The organism is Streptomyces sp. SYSU D01066-1, from assembly GCF_054956795.1.
Map to the genome: position 1 here is coordinate 44291 of NZ_JBUDHV010000016.1, position 12749 is coordinate 57039.

The following is a 12749-nucleotide window of genomic DNA, read 5'->3' on the forward strand; positions in this document are numbered from 1 at the left end:
CACGGCGTCCTCAGGGCGTCCCCGTGTCACCGAGCGCGTCGCGCAGCTGCGCCCGGTTGGTGATGCCCAGTTTCGGATACGTCTGGTACAGGTGGAAGCCGATGGTGCGGGCGGAGAGCAGCAGCCGCTCCCCTATCTGCCGGTTGGTCAGGCCGGTCGCCGCCAGCCTGGCGATCTGCAACTGCTGGGGCGTGAGCCGCTCGATCCCCCGCGAGGCACTCTCGCCCCCGCGCACGGTGACACCGCAGGCCCGCAGTTCGGCAAAGGCCCGCTCCTCCCACGGCCGCGCGTTCAGCTGTTGGAAGACGGTGAGTGCCCGGGACAGCTCCGTGCGGGCCTCTCCCGTACGCCGTCTGCGCCGCAGCCACTGCCCGTACTCCAGCTGGACGACCGCCCTCTCGAAGGGCCACTGCTCCGCGGCCGGGTCGCCGAGCGCGGCCTCGAACAGCGCCGCCGCCCGGTCGTCGTCGGCGAGGACGGCCTCGGCACGGCGGGTGAGCAGCAGCAGTCGCGGGGACATCCGGCCGTCCAGTCGCCGCCGGGCCGCGGCCAGCACCTCCGCCGCGTCCCGCCGCTTGCCGACCCGCACGGCCGCCGCGGCGAGATCCCCGAGCGCGTAGTAGGAAGCGTGGTAGTGCACGGGGCTCGGTTCGGGTCCCACCGTGAACAGTCCGCGCAGCAGTTCGTACTCCAGTGGGTGGTTGCCCTCCACGCCGGCCACGAGCGCGCGGACCCAGCGGGCGCGGACCCAGAGGGCGCGGCCCTGGGCCGGGTCCACCCCGGCCACGGCCCGGTCGATCATCTCCCTGGCCTCGCCGGCCCGGCCGCGCAGCGCCAGCAGGGCCGAGGTGATGTACGTCGCGGCGCGGCCCGCCATGTCGAGGCCGTTCTCGGCGGCGACCCGCCGGGCGTCCTCGGCGCAGGACCAGGCGGCCTCCCAGGCACCGGCCTCGAACTGGGCCAGTGCCAGCGCCTGCCCGAGGGTGGCGTTGGACCCGGCCGTGGTCACGGCGTTGAGCCGTTCCATCGCCTCGCCGAGCAGCCGGACCGCGACGGTGGTGTCGTCCAGGACCCAGGCGCCGGCGCCCAGCACGGTCAGTTGCTCGGCGTCCCGCTCGGACCGCGCCAGACAGTCCCGGAGGAACCCGAGCAGCCCCTCGCGGTCCCCGTGGGGGTCGCAGCAGGCCCGGGTCCAGAGCTGGTCGTGGTCGTTGCCCACGTCGACGGGGATGCGCGCCAGCAGCCCGAGCATGCGCTGCCGGTAGATCTCGTCACCGGTGTTGTAGGCGATGATGGCGGCGTGTCCGAGGGCGGCCAGTGCCGCGTCCGGCGCCCGGTCCACCGTCTCGTCCGCCAATGGCAGCAGGTGGGCCAGCGCGGCCTTCTGCCGGGTGGTGGCGGCGAGCGCCCAGCCCGTCCACAGGGTGGCCGCCCGGAGCATCGCCCGGTCGTCGGTGGCCGCCGCGACCCCGCCCGCCAGCTTCTCCACCCACAGCGGCTCACCCGCGTTCATCGCCAGGTCGCAGGCGTCCAGCAGCCGCCGGGCCCGCGCCTGTCCGTCCGGGCTCAGTTCCGCGGCCCGCTCCAGGGCCGCGGCGGCCACCCGGTAACCGCCGCGTCTCCGTGCGCGTCCCGCCGTCCGCACCAGCGCCGCCGCGATGTCCTCGTCGGGGACCAGGGTGGCGGCGGCCCGGTGCCAGGCCTGCCGGTCGGGATCGTCGCTCAGCAGGTCGGCGAGTGCGAGGTGTGCCCGCCGGCGCTCCCCGAAGGAGGCCGAGCCGTAGACGGCCGACCGCACCAGCGGGTGCCGGAAGACGACCCGGCCGCTCTCCACCCGCACCAGACCGGCCCGCTCCGCCACCGACCACGCGTCCGGCCCTCCGGAGGCGGAGGCGGCCAGGAGGGCGGCCGGCATGTCCGGGGCGTCCGCGGCCGCCGCGTACAGCAGGATTCGGCGGGTCCGCGGCGGCAGCCCTGCCAGCCGCTCGGCGAACACGCTCTCCAGGCGTTCGGTGAGCGGGAGAGCGCCGGCCGGTCCGCCGGGCCGGGGTGACGGGGACCCCGCGCCGGCGCGGGCCAGTTCCACCAGCGCCAGCGGATTGCCGTCGGCCTGCCGCAGGACGCGTTCGCGCAGCGGACCGCGCGGGACGTAGGGCTGGGCGTCCAGCACCCGCTCGGCCGCCCGGTCGTCCAGTGGCCGCAGCGGCAGGCGCACGAGGTCCGTCCCGAACTGCCGGGGCACGGTGTCGCCCCGTACGCCCATCAGCAGACTCACCGGCTCACCGGTCACCCGGCGCGCGACGAAGGCCAGCGCGTCCAGGGAACAGGCATCGGTCCACTGCGCGTCGTCGGCGACGAGGAGCACCGGCCGCCGGGCGGCGGCATCGGACAGCAGGGTGAGCGCGGCGAGGTTGATCAGGAGCCGTTCGGGACGGTCGTCGGCCGCCGGCGGCGCGTTCTCGGCGCGTCCGAAGGCGCCCAGCAGCGCACGGCGCTGGGCGTCGGGCAGGCCGGCCGCCTCCGGTAGCAGGGGGGCCAGCATCTGGTGCAGCGCGGCGAAGGCGAGTCCCCGCTCGCCTTGGTGCCCGGTGCACCGCAGTACGCGTCTGCCGTGCGCCGCGGCCTCCTGGGCCGCCACGTCGAGGAGGGTGCTCTTGCCGGTCCCGGCCTCCCCGAGGAGGACCAGGGACGGGGACCCTTCCCGCCGGGGCGTGAGGACGAAGTCGCGCAGACGGGACAGTTCGGCGTCGCGGCCGAAGATCTCCGTCGTCGGCGGGGCCTGCTCGCCGCCGGTCACCATGGCTCCTCCCAGCCGCGTCCCGGAGGACTCGAAGATCGTTGAGGGCGCGACACTATCAAGTGATTTCCTGCGGTTCGGCATCACTCGGCACCCTTCGGCGCACTCGCGAGGAACGTCCCCGCGCACCTCGGGCGGCCGGGAGCGCGGGGCCGGGACACGGCCGGCGAACCGGTGGGCCTCCCGGGCGGGCGGCAGACCAGTCAGGTTACTTATACGGCCACTGTCCGACCGACCTATATTCGCACTCGAGGCCGGGGAAGCGGGGCGCCCGCGAGGCGCGGACGACGGGGTCCGCAGCAGTGGCGGACCATTTGACACGAATCAAACTGACCGGCCATATTCGCACTACCACGCTCGCGCTCACAGCACTGCCCGGCACGGCCGTCTCCGCCCGGTCGGACAGCGACTGTGCGCCGGCAGACGTCCGAGGGGAGACCACCGTTGCCCAGGCCCCATCCCGTGACGGGCGATCCGCGTGTCCGCTTCTCGGTCCTCGGCCCGGTCCGGGTCTGGCGCGGCGACGACGAACTGCCGGTCCGGCCGAAGCAGCAACGGCTCGTCCTGGCGGCGCTGCTCGCGCGCGGGGGCCGGCCGGTCCCCCTGGCCGAGTTCATCGAGCTGCTGTGGGAGGGCCGGCCGCCGGCCAGTGCCGCGAACGCGGTGCACCGGTACATCGGCGCCCTGCGCCGGCTGCTGGAACCGGAACTCCCCGCCAGGTCGGCGGGGCGGTGGCTCACCCGGCAGGCCGGCGGCTACCGCCTCCGGGTCGACGCGGACAGCCTCGACCTGCTGCGGTTCAGGGACCTGGCCGACCGGGCCCGCCGCGCGGGCAGGGCCGGCGAACCGGCCGCGGCCGTGGACCTCTACGTCACCGCCCTCGGGCTGTGGCAGGACCGCTGCGCCGCGGGTCTCGAACCCGTCGGCCGGAGCCATCCCACGTTCGTGATGCTGGAGCACGAGTACGTGTCCGTGGTCTGCGAGGCGGCCGAGACGGCCGTCCGCTGCGGGCGCGCGTCGGCCGTCCTCACCCCCCTGCGCCGAGCCGTGGAGCGCCATCCGCTGGACGAGGCCCTGGTCGCGCACCTGCTGCTCGCCCTCGCCGACGACGGGAAACAGGCCGAGGCCGTCTCCCTCTACCAGGAGGTCCGCCACCGCCTGGCGGAGGAGCTGGGCGTCGACCCCGGCCGCGAACTCTCCGCGGCGTACGAACACCTCCTGCGGGGACGGGGGGCCACGCAGGCCGGGGCGGGCGGCCACGACGACGGCACGGGCCGTGACGACCGGCCGGCACCACGCCCCGCCGCCGCTCCCCTGACGCCCTCGCAGCTCCCGGCCGACCTGGCCTGCTTCACCGGCCGCCAAGAGGTGGTGCGGCAGGCGGTCGCGATGGCGGGGGAACGCGGCGGTGCTCTGCGCGTCATCGCCATCGACGGCATCCCCGGCGTCGGCAAGACCGCCCTCGCCGTACACGTGGCGCACCGCGCCGCGCCCGACTTCCCCGACGGGCAGCTCTACGTCGACCTGCGCGGCTTCACCCCCAACGGCGATCCGGCCGACCCCCATGAGGTCCTCGCCGGATTCCTGGGCGCCTTCGACGTCCCCCGGCAGCGGATGCCGGACACCCTGGACGCACGCGCCGCGCTGTACCGCAGCGTCCTGGCCGGCCGCCGGGTGCTGGTGGTCCTGGACAACGCCTGGAGCGCCGAGCAGATCGCACCGCTGTTGCCCGGCACGCCGGAGTGCATGGTCATCGTGACCAGCCGGGCCCGGCTGACCGGACTGGCCGCCTCGCACGGCGCCCGGCTGACGACGCTGGAGGCGCTCTCCGCCGACGAGGCCGCGGCGGCCTTCGTCGAGCGGGTCGAGGGAATCAGGACGGACGTGGACGACGCCTCGGTGCGGCGGATCGTCGACCGCTGCGGCAGGCTTCCCCTGGCCGTGGCCATCGTCGCCGCCCGCGCCGCGTCGTATCCGGAGCACCCGCTGCCGCAGATCGCGGCCGAACTGGACCGCGCGGGCCGGAGCCTGGCGGGCTTCAGCGACGACCACCTCGACAACGACGTGCGCGCCGTCTTCTCGTGGTCCTACCGCACGCTCTCCGAACCGGCCGCCCGCCTCTTCCGGCTCCTGCCGCTGCACCCGGGCGACGACGCGAGCGCGAGCGCCCTGGCGAGCCTCGCGGGCACCACCCTGCCGGACACCGCGGCGGCCGTCGGCGAGCTGGTACGCGCTCGGCTGCTGACGGTGCTACGACGCGACCGGTACCGGTTCCACGACCTGATCCTCGCCTACGCGAGCGAGCTGGGCGGCTCTGACGGCGCGGCGCGCACGGCCGCGCTGTCCCGGCTGCACGACCACTACCGGCAGACGGTGAGCACGGCCAACCGGTTGCTGCGGTCCAGGGTGTACGAGCCCGAGCCGCCCCCGCCGCTGGACGGCGTCCAGGTCGAGCCCCTGTCCGACGAGCCCGCCGCCATGGCCTGGTTCGGCGCCGAGCGGCCCGTCCTCACCACCCTCGTGCAGGAGATGGCGGCACGCGGTGACGCCCGTGCCGCGTGGGAGACGGCCGTGTCGATGCAGCTCTTCCAGCAGCGGCTCGGCCTGTGGCAGGAATGGGCGGCGGGCATGGGTGGCGCACTGGTGGCGTCCCGGCGGGCCGGGGACACCGAGGGAATCGCGCGGACGTGCCGGGGGCTGGCGGGCGCCCTGCTCTTCCGGGGCGACAGCGATGCCGCGCTGCCCCTCCTGCACGAGGCGGAACGCGAGTTCGCGGGCCTCGGCATGACCCTCGAACTCGTGCACACCCTCCGCAACATCGGCTCTGTGTACATAGCCCGGGGCAGCTCCGCGCAGGCCCTCGCGCACCTGGACCGGGCCCTGCGCCTGCTGCGCGTCCATCGCCATCCGTACCTGGAGGCGACCACCCTGGTGTGGGCGGGTGAGGCACACCTGGACCTGGGGAACACGGGCCGGGCTCTGGAGCTGGCCGAGAAATCGCTCGACATCTCCCGGCGCTTACGCCTGGTCGACGGAGAGGGACCCGCCCTGGGTGTGGTGAGCAAGGTGCACCGGCGGCGCGGGGACCTCGGGGCGGCGATCTCGGCCCGGCTGCGCGCCATCGAGCTCGCCCGTCGCCAGGGCCATGTGAGCGGAGCGGCGGAGGACCTGCTGCTCCTCGGGGACCTGCACCTGGAGGCCGGCGCCCCGGAGGCGGCACGCCGCGCGTGGCACGAGGTGCTGGAGCTGACGGACGATCCGGACTCGCCGGTCGCCGCCACGGCCCGGGAACGGCTGGCCCGGACGCCGCGCTGACCGGGACCGCGACCCCGTCCCCGGGCCCGGTCCGCGCGAGTGGGCGGAGCACGGACCGTCCGGGGCCCGCCTCAGCCGCCGCCCAGCCTGGTGCCCTTGGTCTCGGTGACCGCGAAGGCCACGAAGAAGACCGAGAGCAGGGCGAAGGCAGCGTAGATCACGTATCCGGCCGACAGGTTCCACTCGGAGAGCGCCGGGAACGACTCGCTCACCGCCCAGTTGGCGATCCAGTTGAAGGCCGTGGCCACCGAGATCGCCGCCGCGCGGATGCGCAGCGGGAACATCTCGCCCACCATGACCCACAGCACCACACCCCAGGACGCCGCGAAGAAGAACACGAAGGTGTGCGCGGCGACGAGCGCGACGCCCGCCTGGAGGTCCGGAAGACCGATGTCGTCACCGCTGCCGGTGGTACCGGAGAAGGCCCACGCCGCGAACGCCAGGGAGACGGCCATGCCCAGGGAGCCGGCCAGGGCCAGTGGCCGGCGGCCCACCCGGTCGATGAGCAGCATGGCGACGACCGTGCCCACGATGTTGATGACGGACGTGGACAGGCTGATCAGCAGCGACCCGGACTGGCCGATGCCGACGGACTGCCACAGCACGGACGAGTAGTAGAAGATCACGTTGATACCGACCAGCTGTTGGAAGACCGCGAGGCCGATACCGGCCCACACCACCGGCAGCAGCCCGGCGCGTCCGCCGAACAGGTCACGGACACGGGGCTTGTGGGTGTCGCGGAGCGAGCGGGCGATCTCGGCCAGCCGGGCGTCCGCGTCGGTGTCCGGGCCCTCGATGTCCCGCACCGCCCGTCCGGCCTCCGCGAGCCGGCCCCGGGCCACGAGGTGGTGCGGGGACTCGGGAATGCGGGTGGACAGTACGAAGTACAGGACCGCGGGGACGAAGGCCGCGAGCAGCATCCACTGCCAGGCGTCGAGGGGGCCGAGTGCGCCCTCGCTGCGTCCGTCGGCGCCCTGGGCGATGGCCCAGTTGACGAGCTGGGAGGCGGTGATGCCGAGGACGATGGCGGCCTGCTGGAAGGAGGCGAGCCGGCCCCGGTACTCCGGTGGCGCGACCTCCGCGATGTAGGTGGGCCCGATCAGGGAGGCCAGGCCGATGGCGATGCCGCCGACGAAACGCCAGGCGCCCAGGTTATAGGCGGAGAAGGGCAGGGCGGAGCCGACCGCGGACACGGCGAAGAGGACGGCGGCCACCCGCATGACGCGGAGCCGTCCGACGCGCTCGGCGAGCCGGCCCGCGACGGCCGCGCCCAGTGCCGAGCCGAGTAGGGCCACGGCGACGATGGTGCCGGTCCGTCCCGCGCCCACACCGAAGTGGTGCTGGATGCCGGTGACCGCGCCGTTGATGACGGCACTGTCGTAACCGAACAGGAAGCCGCCGAGGGCGGCCACGGCGGCGATGAACGTGACGCAGCCCAGTCGCGCGGTCGGCGGTGCCGCGACAGGCGGTGGAGGCGAGGAGACCATGGGTGGCGTGCCTTTCGCTCAGGAGGTGGGGAGCCGGCGTCGGCGGTGGGACGCGGACGGCGTCCGGGCTCCCAGCCTGGGCGACCCGCGGTCCGCCGTGATCCGTCACATGACTGCGGAGCGGCCACCGCACCCCGCCGGGGCGGACGCCCCGGCCCGCACCTCGAGAGGCGACGCTTCACACGTGTGCCGTCGGCCCGGACGGGCAGTCGTTCAACCGATGCGCCCCCGGTCCTCCGCACCGGAGGATGACGTCCGTCATCAGCACACCGAAGGGCGGAGACCGCATGGGCACACAGGAGTCGGGGAACGAGCGCGGAAGGACCGCCGACGGCTTCCGCCCCGTGCACCGCATGCGGGTGCGCCGCCTGTTCGCAGAGAGCGGGCCGGCCTGGCAGACCTGTTCCCTGCGCTACGACCCGGACGCCCCGTACTCCGTGCTGGTCACCCTGCATCAGCTGTGGCGGGCCCCGGTCCGGTGGGAGCTCTGCCGGGACCTGCTGGCGCAGGCCGCCCACGGTCCCAGAGGGGCGGGGACCTACCGGATCTGGCCGTCGCGGCGCTCCTTCGTGTCCTCGCGGCCCAGGCTGTACTTCAGTTTCCAGACGCCCGCGGAGCGCGTCACCTTCGAGGCGGACCGGGCCGAGGTCCTGGACTGGTTGGACGGAACGTTCGCACGGGTGCCCATGGGCACCGAGCCGGACCGGCTGGACTGGGACACGCTGGAGGGGAAGCTGCTGGGCCGGCCGTGACCGGGGTGGCCCGCCGGAGCCACACGTGCGAGTTCCCGGGACATGTCACGTATCATCGGGATGCCAGTCGTACGACAGATGGCAGGTGCGCATCGATCACCCAAGGTGCGATCGTCCGGAGACAGCACCGGCACCGGTGCCACCCGGCCACGCGATCACTCGGCCATGTCAACAACGCGGTGATGGGCAGATGAACACGAACTCGGCGCACCCCTGGGGGCCGGCGCACTCTCGACCTGGCGACTCGTCGCCGCTGACACTCGCCCCGACGGCCGATGACACCCACGCCGCGGAGGATGCCGCGGTGTTCCTCTCCACGGTGCGGGGTGTGCGGCTGGTGGCTTGGGCGGACCGGGACGACGCGCGCGTCGCCGTCGTGTTCGCCCACGCGGCCGGAGACCGGACCCTGCGCCTGGTCGGCGAGGCCACCGGCGATCCGGGCCGGCCGGTCCTGCCCGTGGTGGGCACCATCGACGAGGACACGCTCTGGCGAGCGGTCTGCCTGGGCGTCACCGGAGTGCCGCTGCGGGACGGGCTCCGCCCCGCCCAACTGGTGCAGGCCGGGTGGAGCGCGCTGCGCGGCGAGCCGCCGATGTCGCCCTCCCTCGTGTCCACGCTGCTGGAGCGCATGCGGACGGTCCAGGCACAGTACGCGCGGGCCGCCGGGCTGACGGTCAACTACTCGGAACGGACCATCAAGAGCGTCCTGCACGACGTCATCACGCGACTCGGTCTGCGCAACCGCACGCAGGCCGTGGCGTACGCGATCCGCAGCGGTGTCGTCTGACCCGGGGGGCCGCTCACCGACGCGCACCGGCTTACACGGCGGCGGGAGGTCGGTCGCCGCCCCCTCCTCGAGCGACTGGAGCACCGACGTGTCCCCCTCCGCACCCGTGACCTGTCAGGTACCGTCCGGCCGGTCCTTCACCTTCTCGACCTACCGCGGCTCCGTCACCACCCGCCCGGCCGCGGTCACCGACCACGAGGCCGTCGGTGCCATGCACACGCGCTCCAGCCTGGAGTCCCGCTACAACCGTTACCAGAGCGCCCGCGGTGGCCCCAGCCGACGTGAGTGGTCCGCCCTCGTGCGCCCCGGCACCGGGGAGAGTTACGTCTCCCGGCCGGACACCGAGCCGCTGCGCGTCATCTCCGTCTGCCACCTGCTGCACACGCCCACCGAGGGCGTCGGCGAACTCGGCATCCTCGTGGAGGACGCCTGGCAGGACCTCGGCCTGGGGACGGCCCTGGTACGGCACGTGCTGAACCGGTCCCGGTGCCTGGGCCTGCACACGGTGCTGGTGATGACCGACTGGTCCAACCACCGCATGCGGGCCATCTGCCGCACGCTCGGATCCCGCACCCTGCGCGTCGACGGGAACATCCTCGAACTGGCCCTGTCGGCGGCCCCGTCGATGACGGGGCCGTGTACGCGCGGACCAGGTCGCCGGGCTCGGTGAGCCGCCCCGCCCCCCTGTGTCACCGGCTGCGCTGCGGTGTCCCCCACGGCGTGCCGCTGGACTCGTCGTAGGCGTCCAGAGCGTCCCGGAGCGCGGCGCGCGAGGTGACGCCGAGCTTGGGGAAGACCCGGTAGAGATGCGCGCCGGCGGTGCGGGGCGAGATGTTGAGCTGGCGGCCGATCTCCTTGTTCGACAGCCCGCTGGCGGCGAGTTCGGCGATACGCCGTTCCTGCGCGCTCATCGCGACGCCGTTCCCCGAGTCGGGCATCCCGACGCCCACACCGGCGGCGCGCAGTTCGTTGCGGGCCCGCTGGGCCCACAGCGGTGCCTTCAACCGCTGCTCGAACAGTTCCATGGCGGTGCTCAGGTGGACCCGGGCAGCCGTGTACTCCCGGCGGCGGCGCAGCCATTCGCCGTACAGCAGGCGCAGACGGGCGTAGTCGTACGTCCACAGGTCGGCGTCCGGCAGGGCCAGCGCGGCCCCGTAGAGGGCGCCCGCCTCGTCGTCGGGGGCGGCGATGGCGGTGGCCAGGGCGAGGATGACCGCGAGGTGGGGGGAGACGGTGTCCAGCCCGGCCCGCTGTCCCGCCGCCACGTGTGCGCGGGCCTCGGCGGTGCGGCCGGTCCGCATCGCCGACTCCACGAGGTCCACGAACACCCGCTGGTAGTGGGGGAAGTGGGAGGGCAGTTCGCCCGGCGGGGTGACGGCGATGGCCTGCTGGTACGCCTCCTCGAAGTCGCCCCGGCCGATCGCGGCGCGGGCCCGGGTCTCCGGTACCGCTGCCAGCAGGAGCTGCATGCGCCGGGGCTGCGCCCAGGCGGTGATGGTGTCGCAGTGCCTGCGCAGCGCCTCCTCGTCGCCACGCCCGGAGGCGACCATGGCCAGGGCGTAGGTGAGGATGACGTGGATGAGCTGGTAGTCGTGTTCCGTGGCGTCCGCGATGCCCCGGGAGGCGATGGCCTCGGTCTTGTCCCATTCGCCTCGCATGAACGCTTCGTGGGTCCGTGCCACCGGCCCGAAGCGCAGGCTGTCGTACCGGGCGTGCCCGATGCTCTCCCGCCACTGGGCGTCGTAGAAGGTGAAGCAGTCGATGTACATCGCCGTGTAGATGAGCCAGTTGACACGCCACAGGGAGGTGGCGGGCGACAGGGTGTCGGCCACTCGTTCCAGTCGTTCGCGGACGCCGTGCGCGGTGCGCGCGGGGTCGGCCACGGCGTCGAAGCACATGCGGGCGGCCTCCGACATCCTGTCGCGCACCTCGTACACCCCGGGCCACAGCTCCGCGCGCCCGCCCCAGACGGCGGCGTTGAGCAGGACGTAGAAGGCGTCGTCCGACGCCTCCGGATCCTCGGCGGACTCGCTCGTGGAGGCCGCCCGCATGAAGGGCAGCAGGATGCGGAAGACCGCGTCCACGTCGCCCTCGCGGTGGAACTGCACGTACGCCGCGGTCGTGGCGGCCCGGAACGACTCCGTGCTGTGCGCGGTGGCCAGCTCGTGCGCCGTCTCCAGCAGACCGCCGATGCCGGCCGCGAACGCGGCCTCGTCCACGCGGCGGGACCGTTGCGCGGGGTCCTGGCTCAGTTCGGCCGCCCGGCGGAAGGCCGCGGCGGCCTCCGCCGCACCGCCGCGGGCCAGGGCCCGCTGGGCGGCCCGGGTCAGCTCCACGGCGACGGCCTCGTCCGGTGCGTCGGCGGCGTGCGCCAGGTGCCACGCCCGGCGCTCCGGGTCGCTCTTGTGCGCCTCGGCCAGGGCCCGGTGCGCCGCCCGACGCCGCCCGCCCGGCGACATGTGGACGACGCAGGAACGCGCCAGGGGGTGCCGGAAGGTGATCTGCTCGGCGAGGTGGTCGAGGCGGACCAGCCCGGCACGCACACAGGTCTCCAGCATGCCGTCGTCCCACTTCTCACCGGCCTGGGTCGACGCGGCGAAGATGTCCCGCAGGTTGCCCCGGCGCTCTCCCGCGAGCGCGGTCAGGAGCAGTGCGAAGCGTGCCTGAGGGGTGAGCGCGCGGATACGGTCGGCGAAGACGCTCTCCAGCCTGCTGCCGAGCGGCAGGGTCACCGGGAGGGACTCCTCGCCGTCCCGCTGCGCCTCGGTGAGCTGGGTCGGCAGTTCCACCAGGGCCAGCGGGTTGCCTTGCGCCTCGTCCAGCAGGCGGCGGCGGGTCGACTCCGCGAGGCCGGGGTGGTTGCTGTCCAGCAGTGTCAGGGCGTCCGCCGTCGGCAGCGGGCCGACGGGCAGGACACGCAGGCCCGTCGCGTCGAAGGCTCCGCCGGATCCGCTGCGGCCGGCCATGACGAAGGCCGCCCGGCAGCCGGTGAGCCTGCGGGTGATGAACGTCAGCACCTCGGCGCTGGAGCGGTCGATCCAGTGCACGTCGTCGACCACCACCGACAGGGGCCGGCGCCGGGCGGCGGCCTGGATCAGCGCGAGGGCGGCCGCCGAGATGGCGAAACGTCCCGGCGCCGCCCCTTGCCGGACGGAGAGCACCTGTTCCAGCACGCCGCTCTGGAAGTCCGACAGTTCCGTCACGTGCTCGAACAGGGGGTAGAGCAGTTGGTGCAGGGACGAGAACGCCAGTTCCTGCTCGCTCTCGACGCCGACCACGTGCAGCAGGCGCAGCCCGCGCTCCCTCGCCCTGTCCGCCACGGCTTCCAGCAAGGCGCTCTTGCCGACTCCGGGGTCACCCTGGAGCAGTAGGGCCGCTCCCTCGTTCTCCGTGTCCGCCAGCACCGCTTCCAGCGCGCTGAGTTCGGACGCACGGCCTACCAAAGACACCGTTCCTCCCGCGCCGGCGGGCGTCTTCCCCACCGACACGCCATTGTGGGAGGGCTCGGGATCACGGCGCATCTGTCAGTCGACTGGCGACTCCCGCCGGGACGGGCGGAGGGGGCACCTCGCGGTCACACCTACCCGCACGTTCCCAGGTTCAGCCGGGGC

At 74.0% G+C, this 12749-nt stretch carries 7 protein-coding genes; 4 read left to right on the forward strand and 3 right to left on the reverse strand.

Features of this window, described 5'->3' with window-relative positions:
• Positions 1–10 precede the first annotated feature (10 nt).
• Entirely contained in the window at positions 11–2800 is a 2790-nt protein-coding gene (locus tag ACY1JF_RS17300) for an ATP-binding protein (protein ID WP_462706022.1), read from the reverse strand.
• Positions 2801–3241: 441 nt separating this feature from the next.
• Between ACY1JF_RS17300 and ACY1JF_RS17305 the strand changes: the two genes are divergently transcribed.
• Positions 3242–6112 (forward strand): AfsR/SARP family transcriptional regulator, encoded by a 2871-nt coding sequence (locus ACY1JF_RS17305; protein WP_462706023.1) that lies wholly within the window; start codon positions 3242–3244, stop codon positions 6110–6112.
• Positions 6113–6183: 71 nt separating this feature from the next.
• Here the strand turns inward: ACY1JF_RS17305 and ACY1JF_RS17310 are convergent, their stop codons facing one another.
• Complete coding sequence (locus ACY1JF_RS17310; protein WP_462706024.1) at positions 6184–7599, reverse strand: sugar porter family MFS transporter; 1416 nt, start codon at positions 7597–7599, stop codon at positions 6184–6186.
• 287 nt (positions 7600–7886) lie between these two features.
• Between ACY1JF_RS17310 and ACY1JF_RS17315 the strand changes: the two genes are divergently transcribed.
• The 3 genes from ACY1JF_RS17315 (at position 7887) to ACY1JF_RS17325 (ending at position 9808) form a co-directional block, all read left to right on the forward strand.
• On the forward strand, positions 7887–8351 hold the full coding sequence (locus ACY1JF_RS17315) for an SsgA family sporulation/cell division regulator (protein WP_462706025.1): 465 nt from the start codon (positions 7887–7889) through the stop codon (positions 8349–8351).
• 304 nt (positions 8352–8655) lie between these two features.
• A complete protein-coding gene (locus ACY1JF_RS17320) occupies positions 8656–9138 on the forward strand; it encodes a hypothetical protein (RefSeq protein WP_462706026.1) in 483 nt (160 codons plus the stop codon).
• 106 nt (positions 9139–9244) lie between these two features.
• Complete coding sequence (locus ACY1JF_RS17325) at positions 9245–9808, forward strand: N-acetyltransferase family protein (protein ID WP_462706027.1); 564 nt, start codon at positions 9245–9247, stop codon at positions 9806–9808.
• A 19-nt stretch (positions 9809–9827) separates the two neighbouring features.
• Here ACY1JF_RS17325 and ACY1JF_RS17330 read toward each other — a convergent pair whose 3' ends face one another.
• On the reverse strand, positions 9828–12587 hold the full coding sequence (locus ACY1JF_RS17330; protein ID WP_462706028.1) for a helix-turn-helix transcriptional regulator: 2760 nt from the start codon (positions 12585–12587) through the stop codon (positions 9828–9830).
• Between the last annotated feature and the right edge of the window lie 162 nt (positions 12588–12749).